Annotated in this window: 11 protein-coding genes; 5 read left to right on the top strand and 6 right to left on the bottom strand. The window is 73.0% G+C overall.

Annotated features, from left to right (window positions below; translation table 11 throughout):
• Positions 1-201: 201 nt before the first annotated feature.
• Entirely contained in the window at positions 202-1,419 is a 1,218-nt protein-coding gene (locus AC3CHW_RS12695; RefSeq protein WP_488470524.1) for a hypothetical protein, read from the bottom strand.
• Between the two features lie 403 nt (positions 1,420-1,822).
• On the opposite strand from AC3CHW_RS12695, the gene AC3CHW_RS12690 reads away from it, so the two are divergent.
• Complete coding sequence (locus AC3CHW_RS12690) at positions 1,823-2,446, top strand: hypothetical protein (RefSeq protein WP_488470523.1); 624 nt, start codon at positions 1,823-1,825, stop codon at positions 2,444-2,446.
• Between the two features lie 163 nt (positions 2,447-2,609).
• Here AC3CHW_RS12690 and AC3CHW_RS12685 read toward each other — a convergent pair whose 3' ends face one another.
• The 3 genes from AC3CHW_RS12685 to afsR (AC3CHW_RS12675) all read right to left on the bottom strand — a co-directional run bounded on the left by AC3CHW_RS12685 (position 2,610) and on the right by afsR (AC3CHW_RS12675) (position 6,400).
• Positions 2,610-2,795, bottom strand: a complete 186-nt coding sequence (locus tag AC3CHW_RS12685; RefSeq protein ID WP_398609718.1) for a hypothetical protein — start codon at positions 2,793-2,795, stop codon at positions 2,610-2,612.
• Between the two features lie 213 nt (positions 2,796-3,008).
• A complete protein-coding gene (locus tag AC3CHW_RS12680) occupies positions 3,009-3,257 on the bottom strand; it encodes a hypothetical protein (protein ID WP_488470522.1) in 249 nt (82 codons plus the stop codon).
• Positions 3,258-3,478: 221 nt separating this feature from the next.
• A complete protein-coding gene (afsR, locus tag AC3CHW_RS12675; protein WP_488470521.1) occupies positions 3,479-6,400 on the bottom strand; it encodes an SARP-family global regulator AfsR in 2,922 nt (973 codons plus the stop codon).
• 1,190 nt (positions 6,401-7,590) lie between these two features.
• Here afsR (AC3CHW_RS12675) and AC3CHW_RS12670 point away from each other — a divergent pair.
• The 3 genes from AC3CHW_RS12670 (at position 7,591) to AC3CHW_RS12660 (ending at position 9,816) form a co-directional block, all read left to right on the top strand.
• A complete protein-coding gene (locus tag AC3CHW_RS12670) occupies positions 7,591-8,097 on the top strand; it encodes a hypothetical protein (RefSeq protein ID WP_488470520.1) in 507 nt (168 codons plus the stop codon).
• Positions 8,090-8,563 (top strand): hypothetical protein, encoded by a 474-nt coding sequence (locus AC3CHW_RS12665; RefSeq protein WP_488470519.1) that lies wholly within the window; start codon positions 8,090-8,092, stop codon positions 8,561-8,563. Before AC3CHW_RS12670 ends, AC3CHW_RS12665 begins: the two co-directional genes overlap by 8 nt.
• A 179-nt stretch (positions 8,564-8,742) precedes the next feature.
• Positions 8,743-9,816 (top strand): hypothetical protein, encoded by a 1,074-nt coding sequence (locus AC3CHW_RS12660; RefSeq protein ID WP_398609722.1) that lies wholly within the window; start codon positions 8,743-8,745, stop codon positions 9,814-9,816.
• Between the two features lie 16 nt (positions 9,817-9,832).
• Here the strand turns inward: AC3CHW_RS12660 and afsR (AC3CHW_RS12655) are convergent, their stop codons facing one another.
• Complete coding sequence (gene afsR, locus AC3CHW_RS12655; protein WP_488470518.1) at positions 9,833-12,832, bottom strand: SARP-family global regulator AfsR; 3,000 nt, start codon at positions 12,830-12,832, stop codon at positions 9,833-9,835.
• Between the two features lie 626 nt (positions 12,833-13,458).
• Here afsR (AC3CHW_RS12655) and AC3CHW_RS12650 point away from each other — a divergent pair.
• Complete coding sequence (locus AC3CHW_RS12650) at positions 13,459-15,261, top strand: APC family permease (protein ID WP_488470517.1); 1,803 nt, start codon at positions 13,459-13,461, stop codon at positions 15,259-15,261.
• Between the two features lie 269 nt (positions 15,262-15,530).
• Here the strand turns inward: AC3CHW_RS12650 and AC3CHW_RS12645 are convergent, their stop codons facing one another.
• Positions 15,531-17,039, bottom strand: a complete 1,509-nt coding sequence (locus tag AC3CHW_RS12645) for a CehA/McbA family metallohydrolase (RefSeq protein WP_488470516.1) — start codon at positions 17,037-17,039, stop codon at positions 15,531-15,533.
• Between the last annotated feature and the right edge of the window lie 25 nt (positions 17,040-17,064).

Below are 17,064 nucleotides of genomic sequence, written 5' to 3'. Positions count from 1 at the left end.
CCGGTTTCCCGTACGGCCTGCCGTGGCCCGTGCGGCTCGCCGCCCCGCCCGTACGCCCTGTCGCTCCTCGGGTACGTCTCCGCACGTCCCTCGTACGCGCTGCCGCGCCAGGCGGCTGCCGGTCGTTCCCGGACGTGGCGTACGGCGCGGGCCCCCGCAACCCCGTCAGGGTCCTCGTCAGGGGCCTCGTCCAGGGCGTCGTCAGGGGGTTTCGTCGTCCTCGCGCCGGACGGGCTGCGGCAGCGTTCGCTCGGTGTCCGACTCGGCCGGGGCGGTCGGCCCGGGCCACGGCGCGGTCTCGGGCCCGCCCCGCGAGGGCCCGTCGCCGGTGTCGTACGAGGGGGCGCCTCCGGGCGGCGGGCCGGCGTCGCGGCCCTGGTCGGGGGCGTCCGGGGTGGGGGCGCGGTGGCCGGTGGGGGGCCGGCCCGGGGCGGGGGTGTCGTCCGTGACCGGCGGCATCTCGATCGTCTTGTCCTCGCGCTCGGCCTCCGGGGCGGCGGGCCAGGTGACGCGGGGAGTGGGGGCGCCGCTCGCGCTGGCACCGGCCCCGGTCCCCGTCGTGTACGGCGGACGCGCGCCGGCGCGCGCCTCGGGGCCCCGTGGCGCGGGCTGGGGCCGTGGCGCGTACAGGTCGCGCGGGTACGCCTCCGGCTCGTGCGGGTCGCGCTGGAACAACCCGGCCGCGTAGCCCGCGGGCAGCGGCGGCTCGCCGTCCCGGGCCCCGCCGGGCCGCCGTTCGCCGGGCCGCCGTTCGACGGGCCTGCCGTGCCCGGCGCCGTAGCCCGCGCCCGTACCGGCCCCCGCTCCGTAGCCCGCGCCCGTACCGGCCCCGGCGCCGTAGCCCGCACCCGTACCGGTCCCGGCTCCGTAGCCGCCGCCCGGGCCGGCGGCCGGTGGCGGCCCGCCGTAGCCACCCGGGCCCGGCCCCGGGTACGCCCCGTACCCGCCGTACGTCTCGTCCGCCCGCTCGCCGGTCAGCGCGTGCCGGCCCCGGCGCGCGGGGCGTCCGCTCATCAGGGCCGCCGCGATCAGCAGCAGGATCGAGCCACCGAGCGCGCCCGCGACGCCGAGACCCAGGCCGTTGCCCTCGCCGTCCACGGTCAGGCTGCCGGCGGCCTGGCCCTGGCGGACCATCCACAGCACCGTGAAGCCCAGCGCCACGAGGCCGGCCAGCGCGACGAGCAGCCGCGACCGCAGCAGCAGGCCCACCACCGCGATCAGCGCGGCGCAGGCCATGGGCAGGAACAGCGAGCGCAGCAGGCTCACCTCGACGCCGCGCCCGCCGTCGAGCCCGCCGAAGAGGTCGTCCACCCGCACATCGCGCCCGTGACGGCCGTCGTACCAGGCACGGAAGGGGCTCCAGACGACGGCCGTCGCTCCGATGAGAGCGATGAGGCTCCCGAAGACGTTGCGGACCATCCCCGACTCCTCGCCTGTCGCGTACGCGCTCTCCCTCTCGACGCTACGCCCGCCCCGGCGGGCCTGCCACGCGAGGAACACACTGGGTAACGGTGCGGGGGGAGTTGGTGAAGAGATGAACCAATGGGGCCGGAGGGAACCGATCTCCGTCCCGGAGCGTGGTGGAATGCAGACCCGTCGCGGGCGATCACCCAGCGGTCCGGCACCGTCCGGACGGCGTCACACCACGCACTCCCGCCAGGTGCCGCGGCCGGGTTCACCCCGTACCCAGTCGGGCCGGGCGCAGGGCCGCGGCGGCCCTCCCCCGAGGGGGTCGGTGCCGTCGCTTCGTTGCTCTATGCTGGCGTGCACTCGTCAATGGGCACTTATTGGCTTGTAACGGTCTTTTCCACGGGGGTATTTCATGAATGTGCGTCGCCGACGGCACCTGCGGGTGGTCGCCATGGTCGCCGTCGTCTTTATCGCCCTGACCGGCGCCCGGCGCAGCGGGGGCGGCGGCTGCGACGACAACGACAGCAGCTCGTCGTCGTCCAGCGACGGCTTCGTCTCGGGCAGTTCGTCCGGCGGCAGTTCGTCGGGCGGCAGTTCGTCGGGTGACAGCTCATCCGGCGGCGACTACGGGGGCGGCTCGTACGGAGGCGGTTCCTACAGCGGCGGCTCGTACAACGGCGGCACGTCCTCCGGTTACGACTCCACCCCGACGCCGTCCCCCACCCCGACCGAGCCGACCTACGTCGGGGACGTGTCCGGCGAGGCGAACGGCAGCAACTGTCGCTACGACCAGTCGTCCAGCCAGCTCGAGTACGACGTCGCGGTACACAACCCGTCCACGGTCACGACGTACGACTACTCGATCACCGTCAAGTGGGCGGCCAGCTCCAACAGCCAGACCATGGGCACCGACTACGAGCGCGTCACGGTGGGGCCGGGCCAGTCCCAGACGGTCACGATGTCGAGCTACTACACCTTCAGCGAGCGGACGTACTACACCTGCCAGGTGACGAGCGCGTCCAAGTCCGCGAGCTGAGGCGGGGGCGGATCGTCGGAGCCGCGTGCGCGGCGGGGCGTGCGTGAACGCCAAAGGCCGGCTGTGCACGGTCAGGTGAACGGCGCGGCTCCGACAACACAGACACATGCGACGGTGGAGCCTGCCCCTCGGGGCCGGACTCCGCCGTCGCAGCGCGTTGCGCTCAGGAAGCGTGGCCGTCCAGCGGTATCGCCGGAGGGGTGTCGCTGTCATGAGCTTGAATGCCCGTCACGTGGCCACTCGTCGGCGCGCTGGTGGTGTGGCCATCGGCCACCGCGGACGAACCGGCGAAGAGGACCGCGGCTGCGGCCATGGCGAGTGCCGCACATGCCCTTCTGGTGTCACTCATGAGAGCTCCTTAAGCGGGGGTGAATATGCCTCGTGACAGGAACGTAATGACGGTGGTGCTTCTTTTCGATCAAGCGGCCAGAAGTGGTGTGAACCTTGGCCGGAATCGGCTAGCGATTCTCATGGGTGCAGGGACCAGCCGCGCCGGCGCCCCCTCCGTGCCGACGATGCCGGTCCCTGCAGTTATCCCCCAGGAAAGATGTCGAGAAGCCGCCTAGCCCTGCGGCTCGGACGTGGCGTGCCCGTCGCCCAGGGCGACCGCGGGCGCTCCGGTGGCGTGACCGTCGCCCAGGGTGGTGGGCGCTCCGGTGGCGTGACCGTCCTGCGGCAGCACGGGCACGGGCTTCTTCCGCTTGTCCGGGCGGATGGGGGCGCCGGTGGCGTGCCCGTCCAGGGACCTGATGTCCGCCTCGGTCACGGTGTCTTCCTGTGGTTCTATCTGGGCAGTCTGGTTGTCAGCCATGGTGCGGGTCCTCCCGTTAGTCGTGCAGTGAAGGGGTCAGAAGTGCCCGCCCAGTCGCTCCCCCGTGGGCGGCCGGACGGGCATTCAGGGCCGTTCACCATAACGGTGTGGCCACCTGATCGACCCGCCTGCCCCCCGACGCGACGGATCGACGCCACAGAGACTGCCGTGCAGTGATAAACGATCGATGAACGGCCAGCGTAGGAGGGTGAGGGAGGCGACTACGCGGCGGCGGGGGAAAGGAGTCGACGCACGGCGTCCGCTTCCGCGGCGCCCAACTGGTCGAAAATTCCGAGCGCCTCATTCCAGCACGCCTGCGCGCGACCGGACTGTCCGATCGCGTCGAGTGACCGGCCGAGTACCGTCAGCACGTTTCCGCGACGCCATTCGCCGCCGATTCCCCGCAAATACGAGAGCGCCTGTTCCGCATTGGTGGCGGCGTGCGCCGCTTCTCCGGCCGCGAGATGTACCTCGGCGAGCCGGTACAACGTCATGCCTTCCCAAAGGCGTTGCCGGTTCTCGCGGAATACCGTGAGCGCGTTGGTGAACTGCGTGAGCGCCATGTCCAACTGCCCGGCGTGCCGCAGGGCGAGGCCGTAGGCGTACAGGCCGTTGGCCAGTCGGAAGGTGACCCCGAGCTGTCGGTAGATGGTCAGCGCCTGCTCGGCGAGTCGGACCGCGCTGTCGGTGTTGCCCAGGGACACGTGGACCCGGGACAGGTTGCACAGCGCGCTCGCCTCGCCGGGGCGGTTCTCGTCGGCCCGGAAGGCTTCGAGGGCGCGCGTCAGGTACGCCTCGGCGTCGTCGTGCCGGCTGTGGTAGATCGCGATGATCCCGCGCTCGTTGGCCGCCTGACCGCAGGGCACCGGGTCGTTGCTGGCCACGCCGAGAAGCATGGCGTGCTGGGCTTCCTCGTCGGCCTTGTCGAACCGGCCCGAGAGGCTGTGCGCGAACGTCAGCACCGTACGGGCCCGGCCCTCGGCCCGGGTGTCCCCGGCCTGCTGGGCGGCCTGCAGGAGCACCGTGCCGGCCTGCAGGCACTGGTGCGAGTAGGTGCCCGACTCGGCCAGGTCGCGGGTGGCCTGGAGCAGGTCGACGGCCCGGCGCAGGGTGTCGCCGCCGGCGAGCTGGCGGGCCGTCGCCAGGATGCAGGTGGCCTCCGCGAACAGCCAGTCCAGCGCGGCCTCGCGGTCCAGGAAGGCCAGTCCCGGGTAGGTCGTGGGCGCCAGGTGGTCCACGACGCGGTCCCCGGGGCGCTCGATCGCGTACACCCGGGCCGCGGACGCCAGGTAGAAGTCCAGCAACCGCGACATCGCGGCGGCGCGCTCCGACGGCGGTTGCTCGTCGCGCTCCGCGCAGGCGCGGGCGAACAGGCGCACCAGGTCGTGGTAGCGGTAGCGGCCCGGCGCGGCGGACTCCAGGAGTGACGCGTCGACCAGGGACTCGATCAGCTCCTCGGCGTCGTCCGGGTCCATGTCGAGCACCGCCGACGCGGCGGCCAGCGAGATGTCGGGGCCGTCGGGCAGGCCGAGCAGGCGGAAGGCGCGCGCCTGCTGCGGCTCCAACTGGCCGTAGCCCAGCTCGAAGGTGGCCTTGACCGCGAGGTCGCCGGCGCGCAGCTCGTCCAGCCGGCGGCGCTCGTCGCCCAGCTTGCGGGCGAGCGCCGAGACCGTCCAGGTGCGGCGCGAGGCGAGCCGGGAGGCGGCGATGCGGATCGCGAGCGGCAGGAAGCCACAGGCGGCCACCACGTCCATGGCCGCGTCCCGCTCCGCGTTGACGCGCTCCGCACCCACGATGCGGGTGAAGAGCATGAGCGCCTCCTCGGGGCTCATGACGTCGAGGTCGACCAGGTGCGCGCTCTCCAGGTCGATCATGCGGGCGCGGCTGGTGATCAGCGCGGCACAGCCCTCAGCGCCGGGCAGCAGGGGGCGCACCTGCGCCGCGTCGCGCGCGTTGTCGAGGAGGGTGAGGACCTTGCGGCCGGCGAGCGTGGAACGGTAGAGCGCGGCCCGGTCCTCCAGGGTGTCCGGGATGGCCTCGTCGGGCGTGCCCAGGGCGCGCAGGAACGAGGCGAGGACGGCCTCCGGCTCCACGGCGGTGGGGCCGGCGCCCTGGAGGTCGATGTACAACTGTCCGTCGGGGAAGTGGGCGCGCGCCGCGTGCGCCACGTGGACGGCGAGCGTGGTCTTGCCGACGCCGCCGATGCCCGCGACGGCGGAGACGGCCATCACGCGCCCCTCGGCCGTGGCGAGCTGGTCGCTCAGCTCCGTGACGAAGGCCGCGCGGCCCGTGAAGTCGGCGACGGTGGCCGGAAGCTGGGCGGGTCGCACGGTGGTCGGCTGCGAGGCGGACGAGGTGCCCGTCGGCATCGCGTTGAGGTTGGTGTCCGCCTGCAGGATGCGCTGCTGGAGCTCGGACAGCTCGGGGCGTGGGTCGACCCCGAGTTCGTCGGCGAGCAGCTTGCGGGTGTCGGCGTAGACGGCGAGGGCCTCCGCCTGTCGGCCGCTGCGGTACAGGGCCAGCATCAGCAGTTCGCGCAGCCGCTCGCGCAGCGGGTGGGCCGCCGTCAGCGCGGTGAGCTCGGAGATGGTCTCGGTGTGGTGGCCCAGTTCGAGGTCGAGGTCGAGGCGGGTCTCGACGAGGCTGAGGCGCCACTCCAGGAGCCGGGTGCGCTGGTTGTCGGCGTACGGGCCGGGGAGGCCGGCTAGCGGCTCGCCGTCCCACAGGTCCAGGGCCTGGCTGATCAGCTCCCGGGCCCGGGCCCGCTCGCCGCCCGCGCGCGCCTTCTCGGCCTGGCCCGCGAGCTGTTCCGCGCGGTCCACGTCGAGCGCCTCGGCGTGGACCTGGAGCGCGTACCCGCCGGACTCGCTGACCAGCGTGCTCGCGTCCGGCCCGAAGGACTTCCGCAGCCGCGACGCGTACGTGCGCAGCGTGGCGATCGCGGCGTCCGGGGGCTCGTTCCCCCACAGGCCGTCGATGAGTTCGGCGGCGGTGGCCGTCCGGCCTTCGCGCAGCAGCAGGGCGGCGAGGAGGGCGCGCTGTTGCGGCGAGCCGGTGTTGAGCGGTACGTCGCCGCGCCAGGCCCGCACGGGGCCGAGCACGGTGAAGCGCAACTGGTGCGCTTGCCCCTGATCGTCGCCCATGGTCTCCCCTTGCCGAGTGTCTCCGCTTCGCACCGGTCAGTTTGCCTTGTCGGTGGCCTCCGCGTCAGTAGGGGCCGGGCCTCTGCACAAGGCCCGCAAGAGTTGGCCGATTCGCAATATCGGTGGGTGGGGTAGTGGGCCGGCGTGCGGTAGTTGGCGTCGCGGTACCGGCAGGCAGGGGGGAGGGAACTCCGTTGATATCAACTAGTCTCCCGGCATCCGCGCATCGATGCGGATATACCACTACTTTCGATTCCATAGCGGGGCTTCGCCCCCACGCGTTTCGCGGCCGGCGTGCGCGAACGGGGGTTGCTCTCCGGCCAGTTGACCACGCCTAAACCGATGTCAACAGGCGCATGAAGTGTCCCCCGTGACGGCCCCGCGTCCGCATATCGGCACCGTACGGGCTGTTCGAGGTCAACGCTACCGGCCGGCCGACGCGTTGGCGGTCGCGCCATTCGCGCCGCGCAACACGTTCCGCATCCGGGCTGCGGGGCGGTGGGTTGAGACGGGTGGTGCGGGTGGGGCGATACCGCGTGTGGTGCGTACGCGGGCCCTCGAACGGGGCCCTTGGCGGACGGCGCGCCCCGCGTCGGCGCGCCGCTGGCGCGGGCCGGCGGGAGGCCCGCGGCACGGCGCCCGGTCCGACCGGGCGGCGCGTGCCCTGCGCGCGCGGGGACGGGGCTGGGGTCGGGGCTTCGCGGTCGTGGACGAGCGGGTCAGGGGACGAGGCGGGCCGGGGAACGGGTTCCGGTCGGGCGATTTCAGGATCGCCGACCGGTCACAATCGGCGCGGTGTTCGCGAATGCGATGATCTCGTGAAACGGTCCGCGCGCGCCATGTCGCATATGCCCATACAGCGTATACGCGTCACTCGCCGGACTGTTTACTAGTGAAATTACCAGTGGATTCGGTGTCCGCTAAGTGCCGGTCCCTTTGCTGAGGGGTGGACCGCGTAGACGCGCACCGCCACTCCTGGCACGCTCACTTCCGAAGCGGCCCGAGGATCGCGGGGATTTATGAATCCGAGGGCCGCGGGGTCAGTTATTCCACTGGCTCTCGGCGAACGGGGGACCCGCCCGTGCCCACCGTCGCGGAGATGGGCACGGCGCGGGGTCGTCGTTGTCGGGGAGGCGGGACGGGGGCGCCTACTGGTTATCGCTGTTGTATGGATTGGTTGAGGTCAGTTGATGAGGCTCGTCGCGTACCGCAGTTCTGATGCGCCACTGCTCACGGGATATCGACTACCGGACGAGCTGTTGGGGGTGCGGCCGGCCGACTGGTCGGACGCGGCCGAACCGCACCGGATATCCGAGCCGCGGGAGCGCCGCGACGAGCGGCTGTACGTCGTACGCGACATCGCGTACGTGCGCTATACGGAAATCGACTGGGCCAGTGGGCAGGCCCGGTTGGAGATCGGACCGCGCGCGGGGAAGGGGCGCGACGACCGGGACGCCCGGGAGCACGGCGAGCGCGAGGGTGACCTGATCGGCGCCCTTGTCGACGCCGCCGTGACGCACGGTCGTCGCGTCCTGAACCTGCGCCGCCTGCACGGCTGGGTCACGCCGGCGGCCCGGCCCCCGCTGGCGCCGTTGCGCGCGGCCGGGTTCGCCTGGGAGGCGGTGGTACCGCGGGGATGTTGGTACGCGGGCGCCGAGGTGGAGCGGGAGATCTGGGGACTGGTCGCCCATGGCTGAGCCCGTACGGCTGGACCTGCCGACCGCCGTCCGCAGGTTGCGCCGACTGCCCGACAGCGGCCTCGGGTTCCTCGGCCTCGACCCGCTCACCCAGAACGACCAGTGGCTGCTGAACCGTCTCACCAGCATGCGCGCCACGCTCTACGACACCGAGCGCGGCACCCTCGTCGGCTGCGCGCCGAACCCCGCAAACCCACGCCAGGCGCGGGTGGCGGTGGCCGCCGACGACAGCGCGGCCCTGACCGCGCTCCTGGTCCTCGTCCGCGCGACGGCCGGCTACACCTCGTTCACCGCCGTCGCCTGCGCGTCGGACGCCGGCCTGCCCGCGCTGCTCGACTGCGGCTTCCGCGAGGTGGGCACGTTGCGCGGGCACGTGTTCCGCGCCGGGGTCTACCTCGACGCCGGCGTCTACTACGCCGCGGACGACGACCTACGCGCGCACCCCCAGGCCACCTCCCACGCCTGACGGACGGTGCCGCCGGCTCCCCGACGCGGCGTCAGCCAGCCCCGTACGACCGTCGACGGGTCGCCCGTCGCCACCGTCTGTGCGGCCGGGACTACCCCGCGCAGGCGAATCGCTTATCGGACGGTTAGCGTCATGCGACACCCTGGAGTTGATAACGGGGGCTGAGCGGAGGGGGAGTCATGAAGCCGATCGAACCGGGTGAGACCCAGAGCGTGACGGTCATGCGGCTCTATCAGCACGCGGTGCGCGAGGGGGGCATCGAGCCGGGCCAGGCCGCCGAGCAACTTCAGGTCTCCGAGGACGAGGCCGCTGCCGCCCTGGCCGAGCTGCGCGAACTCGGGCTGCTGCGCCGGCTGTCGGTCGCGCACACCCGCCTGGTGGCGATCAACCCGCAGACGGCGGCGGCCGACCGGCTCGGCCCACGGGAGCACTCGCTGCGCGAGGAGCAGTCCCGGCTGGCGAGGCAGCGCGCGGCGATCGAGGCGTTCATGCCCGTCCACCTGGAGGCCGCCATGGGGCAGTACCCCGCGGAGGGCGTGGAGGTGGTGGACGACCCCGAGCTGCTGCACAAGATGATCAGCGAGATGACCGCGGTGAGCCAGACCGAGGCGTGCGTGATCCAACCCTTCGGCATCCGCACCCAGGAGGAGGCGGACCTGGGGCTGCCGAAGTACCTCAACCTGCTCGGCCGCGGCGTGCGCCAGCGCACGCTGTGCCAGCACAGCGTGCGCTACAGCGCCACCACCAAGCAGGGGGTCGCGGAGCTGTGCGCCGCCGGAGCCGAGGTCCGCACGCTGGACGTGCTGCCGCCCCGGATGATCGTCATCGACGGCTCCCAGGCCATCCTGCCCGGCCCCGACCCCGCCGAACTCGGCGTGGTCGTCCGCAACTCGGCCGTCGCCCGCTACCTCACGGGCGTCTTCGACATCTTCTGGATGGCCGCGACCCCCTTCTCCGGCCTCGGCCAGGGCCCGCGCGACCGGGACATCTCGCGGGACATCGACTCCGCCATCGTCAGGCTCCTCACCACGGGCGCCAAGGACGAGGTCATAGCGCGCCGGTTGGGCATATCCCTGCGCACCTGCCGCCGCCGCATCGCGAACCTCATGGACGACATCGGCGCCGACAGCCGCTTCCAGGCGGGCTACCTGGCCCGGCAGTACGAGGAGCGGCGGGCCGGCGCCGCGGGCCCGGGCGTGGGCTCGGCGGCGACGCTGCGCCGAGTGCCGGGGCTGGCCGCCCGGGCGAGCTGAGCTTGGGCCCGCCGCGTCACGACGAAACGGGGGTCGCGTGCGGGGCGGCGGGCCGGGCCAGCGAGTCCAACAGGCGGCGTACGTCGCGCTGTTCCGGGGAGTCGAGTCGCTCGTGTACGGCCAGCGCCGCGCTCCAGCACACCCGGGCCCGATCGGTCTGTCCCAGCTCGGCGAGGGCCAGGCCGAGCGTGGTGAGAGTGGTGGCCCAGCGCCTCTCTCCGCCGATGCAGCGGAGTTCGAGGGCGCGCTCGGCGTGGTGGATGGCCTCGGCGGGCTGTTGTTGGGCGAGGCGCACCTCCGCGAGCCGGGCGTGCGTCGAGCCCTCCCACAGCCGCTGCCGGTGGCTGTGGAAGCACTCCATGGCGCGGTTGAGATAACCCGTCGCCTCCTCATGGCGTCCGATCTGGGTCAGGGCGATGCCCATGGCGTACCAACTGTTGGCCACCCGGAGGACACCCCCGGAGCGCTCGTGGAGGGTGATGGACTCGTCCAGGAGCGCGAGCGCCTCCTCGGCGCGTCCGGTTGCCGCGTAGACGCGGGACATGTTGCTCAGAGAGTTGGCGACGCCCGGGAGGTTGTCGTCGGCGCGGAAGGCCGCCAACGCTGCTCGGAAGTGCCGTTCGGCGTCGTCGTAGCGGTGCTGGTAGACGGCCACGATGCCGCGATCGGTGTGGGCCTCGCACCGCGGGATCGGGTCATTGGCGCTGATGGCCAGCGCCAGTGCCTGCCGGCTCGCCTCGTCCGCGTCGTCGAGTCGGTTCAGCAACCGGTAGCTCAGCGTCAGCAGCAGGCAGGCGCGGCCCTCCGCGCGGGCGTCCCCGGTCGTGCGCGCGGCGTCCCGACAGGCCAGCGCCGCACGGTGGAAGGCGTTGGTCACGGCCCCCGACTCCACCAGGTCCTTCGAGACGGTCAGCAGGTCGACGGCCTGGCGTTGCCGCGCGCCGCCGAGGGATTGGTGAACCAGCGCGAGCAGCCCCTCCGCCTCCGCGAAGAGCCAGTCCGAGGCGGCCTCCTGGGTCGCGAAGGCCAACCCCTCGTGCCGGGTGGCCGCCACGTGGTCGACCACCCGGTCCCCGGGCCTGCTCCGCGCGTACACCCCGCGCGCCGTGGCCAGGTAGAAGTCCAACAGGCGGGAGAGGGCGGCCTCCCGGTGCTCCACCGGCTGGTCGGCCTCGGCGCGGGCCCGGGCGTAGAGGCGCACCAGGTCGTGGAAGCGGTAGCGGTCCGGCGTCGTGGCCTCCAGCAGGGAGGCGTCCACCAGGGACTCGATGATCCCCTCCGCCTCCTGGTCGGGCAGGTCGAGGAGGGCGGCGGCGGCCGGCAGGGAGATGTCCGGGGTGTGGGGCAGCCCGAGCAGGCAGAAGGCCCTGGCCTGGGCGGCGTCGAGCTGGGCGTAACCGACCTCGAAGCAGGCGGTCACGGCCAGGTCCCCGACGCGCAGCTCGTCCAACCTGCTCCGCTCGTCGGCGAGCTTGGTCGCCAGTGTGGCCACGCTCCAGCGGCGGCGGGTGGCCAGGCGGGAGGCGGCGATGCGGATGGCCAGCGGCAGATAGCCGCAGGCGGCCACGACCGCGGAGGCCGCCTGGTGATCGTCGCCGACGCGCTCGGGACCCACGATGCGGGCGAAGAGGGTGTGGGACTCGGCCGGGGTCGTGACGTCCAGGTCGACCACCAGCGCCCCGTCCAGCGCGAGGTGGGCACGGCTGGTGACCAACGCGGCGCACCCCTCCGCACCCGGCAGCAGCGGCCTGACCTGGCCCGCGTCGCGCGCGTTGTCCAACAGCGTGAGCACACGCCGACCGGCGAGCGTGCTGCGGTACAGGGCGGCCCGCTCCTGCACGCCGGGCGGAATGGCCTCGTACGGCACCCCGAGGGCACGCAGGAACGCCCCGAGCACGACCTCGGGCTCGGCGGGGCCCGGGCCCGCGCCCTGGAGGTCCACGTAGAGCTGCCCGTCGGGAAAGTGGTGCCGGGCGGCGTGCGCGACATGTACGGCGAGGGTGGTCTTGCCGACGCCACCTATGCCGGCGACGGCCGCGACCGCCATGGTCGGCCCCTGGTCCGGGGCCAGGTGGTTGACCAGTTCGGCCGCCAGCCGGGTGCGTCCGGTGAAGTCCGCCACCGCCGCCGGGAGCTGAGCGGGTCGGACCGCCACCTCCCGCCGCGCGGCGCCTGGCCGGTCCGCAGGCGGGTTGAGCTCCGGGTCGCCCCGCAGAATCCGCTGCTGCAACGCGGACAGCTCGGCCCTCGGGTCCACGCCCAACTCGTCGGCGAGCAGCCTTCGCGTGTCGGCGTACACCGCGAGCGCCTCCGCCTGCCGGCCGCAGCGGTACAGCGCCAGCATCAGCAGCTCCCGCAGCCGCTCCCGCAACGGATGCGCGACCGTGAGCGCGGTCAACTCGGCGATGCAGTCAGCGGGGTGTCCCGTGGTGAGGTCCAGCTCCAGGCGGCTCTCCAGCAGACCGACGCGCCACTCCTCCAAGCGGTTGCGCTGCGAGTCGGCGTACGGGCCCGGCACGCCGGCCAGGGTTTCGCCGTCCCACAGGTCAAGCGCCCGCTGGAGCAGCTCCCTGGCGCCGAGCTGGTCGCCCGCGGCGCTCGCCCGGTCGGCCAGGGTGCGTAACTCCTCGGCCTGGCCGAGGTCGACGGCGTCCGCCGCGATCCGCATCGCGTATCCGCCGGACTCGCTGGCCAGCACGTCCGCGTCGGGGCCGAACGCCTTGCGTAGCCGAGAGGCGTGGTTGCGCAGCGCGGCGACCGCGGCGTCCGGTGGCTGGGCGCCCCACAGGTCGTCGATCAGCTCCGGTGCCGTCACCGTCCGCCCGCGGCGCAGCAACAGGGCCGCCAGCAGCGCCCGCCGCTGCGGCGAACCCACGTCGAGCAGTTCGTCACCGCGGCACACCCGCACCGGGCCCAGCACGCCGAACCGCAGCGGACCCGCTTGGCCCGCGCGGCCCGGGTGTTGCGCGTCGGACTCCCGCCCCGCCCCGTCCCACGGCCGACCCCCACCCGCCATGGCTCCCCTCCTCAGGCATAGACCAGCGCAGTGCCCGTCAGTTTGCCTTCTTCCGCTGCCCGACACGGCAGATAAATGGTGACTGCTGCCCCTGCCGCACGACCATGGCCCGAAGCACACGGTAACCCTGTGGTTACGGATTCCGCCGGTGGTTCGGGTGTTGTTCCGGCGGCGAAGGCACGCCGATCGCCGGCGTGCGGCGTCGAGTAGCCCGCGACGGGGGCGGGTCGAACGGGATGGCTGTGGCTCGTGGGGCGGGGCCCGCTGGCCCGAGAACGCGCGGTCGGCATGCGGCGTGGCTCCCTGTGACGCAGGTGAGACGGGATGTGACGGGTGTGTCAGTGGTGCGGGCTGTGCCGCTGGCGGCTGTCGGCTGGGGTCGTCAGCACGGGTGAACGGGCGGTTCCCCTCGCCCGGGGCGGAAATTTTTGAACCCGGACAAACGGGGCGCGGATGCGATTCCCGTAGCAGGGGCAAAGGCGCGTGATGCCTCCGAAGCCCAGGAACTCGCGGCGATTCACCGAGCATTTTCGGCCAAGGTTCTGCTTTCTGGCTTCTCAATCAAGCTTCCCCGCCTGGAATTTGATCTTCCGGCTGCGGAAACAGCACGGCTTAACGTCCTGTTCATGGTTCAGGCAGACCCCCCGCGGCCCCAGGCCGGAGACACGGTACGGAGCGTCGCCTCGCGCTGGCGCCGGCCCGGCCGCCGCGCGCGGGCCGGCGCCAGCGGAGTCGCGAACGGCCCCGCGGCGGAGGCGGTCACCGGGCCCGCCGCCCCACCGACCGCCCCACCGGCCACCCGACCCGTCGCCTCCGTGCCCACCGCCGGCGTCGCCGCCACCGCTCGACCGGCCCCACCCGGCACACCCGGCACACCCAACTCGCCCGACGCCCCCGAGGTGCCCGAGCCGTCCGGCTCGGGCGGGCGCGGCGTGCGGGACAAGGGGCTGAGCGGCGGGTCCGTCGGGTTGTTCGGGAGTGCCGTGATCGGCGTCTCCACGGTCGCGCCCGTCTACTGCCTGACCTCCACGCTCGGGCCGACCGTCGGCGAGGTCGGGTTGCAGACGCCCGCCGTCTTCCTGGCCGGCTTCCTGCCGATGCTGCTCGTCGCCTTCGCCTACCGCGAGTTGAACCGTTCCGTCCCGGACTGCGGCACCTCCTTCACCTGGACGGTCAAGGCGTTCGGGCCCCGGGTGGGCTGGATGTGCGGCTGGGGGCTGGTGGTGGCCACGATCATCGTGCTCTCCAACCTCGCCGGAATCGCCACCTCCTTCTGCTATCTCCTGCTCGGCGAACTCACCGGCAGCGCGGCCGTCGCCGAACTGGACGACAACACCGCCGTACACATCACCACCTGCCTGGCCTTCATCGCCCTGGCCACCGCGATCAGCTACCGCGGCATGACCGCGACCAAGGGCGTCCAGTACGCGCTGGTCGGGCTGCAACTGGCCGTACTCGTGCTCTTCGTGGCCCTGGCCATCGACAAGGCGCGCACCGGCGACCTCCCCGGCTCCATCGACTTCTCCTGGAGCTGGCTCAACCCCTTCGCGGTGCGGTCCTTCGCCACCTTCACCGCCGGCCTCTCGCTGTCCATCTTCATGTTCTGGGGCTGGGACGCCTGCCTGACCGTCAACGAGGAGACCTCGGGCAGCGACCGCACGCCGGGCCGGGCCGCGTTGCTGGCCATGGTCGTACTCGTCGGCTCGTACCTGCTGACCGCCGTCGCCGCGCAGATGTACGCCGGCGTCGGGGACCGGGGTACCGGGCTCGGCAACCCCGACACCGCCGACAACGTCTTCGCCGCGCTCGCCGACCCGGTCCTCGGCTCGGCGCTCGGGGTGCTGCTGTTCGTGGCCGTCCTCGCCTCGGCCGCGGCCAGCCTGCAGACCACGTTCATCCCCGTGGCCCGCACCGTCCTCGCGATGAGCGCGTACCAGGCGCTACCGCCCGCCCTGGCCCGTGTCCACCCGCGCCACCGCACGCCGGCCGTGGCGACCGTGGCCGCCGGCGTGGCGACCGGCCTGTTCTACGCCGTGATGAGCCTGGTCAGCGAGAACGTGCTGATCGACACCATCTACGCCCTCGGCCTCATGATCTGCTTCTACTACTCCATCACCGCCTTCGCCTGCGCCTGGTACTTCCGCCACGACCTGCGCCGCTCCGCACGCGACCTGCTGTTCAAGGGCGTCGCCCCGGCCCTCGGTGGCCTGCTGCTCGCCGCCGTCTTCGGCAAGACGCTGTACGACATGGGCGACCCCTCCTACGGGAGCGGCAGCTCGCTCTTCGGGGTCGGCAGCGTCTTCGCCATCGGTGTCGGGCTGCTCCTGCTGGGGGCGGTGCTCATGGCCGTGATGCACCGCCGCAGCCCGGCCTTCTTCCGCGGCGAGGTCCTCACCCGCGCCACCCCGGCCCTGACCGTCCAGGACTGACCACACCCGACCGGGCGCGACCGGTCCACGGCGGACGCCGCACCAGGCCGCTCCCGCACGGCCCGCCGCGCCGGAACCCCCGCCCGAGCACCGCACCCGAGCACAGTGGCAACCCACCACGCCCGAGCACCGCACCTGAGCGCCGGGGCAACCCACCACGCCCGAGCACCACACCCGAGCACCGCACCCGAGCACCGTGGCAACCCACCACGCCCGAGCACCGCACCTGAGCCCCACGTCCGAACGCCGCGCCGGAGGTCGGCCGCCCGTCAGTGGTCGCCGAGGAAGATCGGATTGGTCATGGCCGCCATCGGGCCGGGGACGCCGGAGGTGCCGCCGTCCGCCGGGGCGTGCCGGACCTCGGCCCGGACGTACGCGGCGTACGAGGGCGTGGTCTGCCACTCGACCGTGCCCGAGCCCGACGCGGGCGTGGCCGTCGCGAACAACTGGCCCTGGTCGGTGAGGAAGCGGACCGTGCCCTTGGCCGGGGCGCCCGATATCTCGAGCCGGACCGTGACCCGCTCGTCCCGGGCGGCCGACAGGCGGCCCCCTATGCCCGCGTGCCGCCCGCGCCCGCCGAGGGCCGTGAACGACAGGTCGATCGCCGCGGACTCCGCGATCCAGCTCCGCCCCGCCCTGATGCCGGCCAGGACGGCCGGCCGGGACAGGTCGTCGGCGAGCACCACCGTCTGCGGCAGGCCCACCGTCTGGCCCTCCCGATGGGCGTCGCTGTTGCCCATCGCCGGGAGCCAGGGCTTGCCGCCACGGACCGCGGCGACCAGGGCGTTGTCCCACTCGGCGATCGACACGTCGTCCTCAAGGGTGAACGGCCCGTTCCACACCTCGACCGCGTCCGCCTCGTTGAAGCCGAACTTCCAGTTGCAGCCGACGCAGGACGCGTGCGGGTGGGCCGGCACGACCAGGCCGTCGGCCTGCCGGATCTTGCGGGCGAAGCGGCCGAACGCGTTGTCCCTGGCCCGGTAGCGCCAGTCCACGAAGGTGCCCGGGTCCACGCCGAGCGCCAGCACGTGTCCGTTGCGCGTGGTGACCTCCTCGCCGGTGAGGATCAGCAGGTCATCGCCCCACAGCCCGTCCCACGCGGCGTGCGCCGAGTGCGTGTTGTGCTCGGTGGTGGTGATGAAGTCGAGGCCGGCGGCGCGGGCCGCGGTCGCCACCTCGCGCGGGGTGCGCTTGCCGTCCGAGTGCACCGTGTGCAGGTGGCTGTCGCCCCGGTACCAGGCGCGCCCGCGCCCCTTGGCGCGCTGCGGCGGGTAGACCGGGCGCGGGGTGCGCCCGCGCGGGCCGTGCCGCAGGGTGATCGTCACCTCGTAGCGCAGGCCCTGCGGCGCGACGGTGTACGGGCCGAGCACGACGTGCCAGGTGCCGGCGCCCACCGGGCCCGGCAGATAGCCCGGCGTCGCGTGCTCCGCGCTGATGGTGAACTCCGTACGAGCCCCGCCGGACCAGCCACGGAAGCCGCGACCGCCCAGCTCGGTGCCCCGCTCGTCGAAGATGCCGATGTCGCAGGCGTTGCCCTGGGTGCCGGCGGGCACGGTGGGCCTGTCGTAGGAGTACGCGACGTGGATCTCGCGGACGCCGCTCGGCACCTCGATCGGCAGGTAGACGAAGTCCGGGGCGCCGGTCGGCAGTTCGCCGGTGACGCGCCGGCTCTGCTCGCCGCGCCCGTCCGCCGCCTGGGCGAAGGTCACGGTGGAGAGCGTGAGCGCGCTCGCCGCGCCGGTGGCGGCCGACGCCTTCAGCAGTGATCGACGGTCCATTTCCATCCCCCCATCAGCGGCCCGC

This window comes from Streptomyces sp. MGP-BFMKR1 (genome assembly GCF_057766585.1).
The sequence above is the reverse complement of the archived record's forward strand: the minus strand, read 5'-3'. Positions and strand labels throughout refer to the sequence as shown.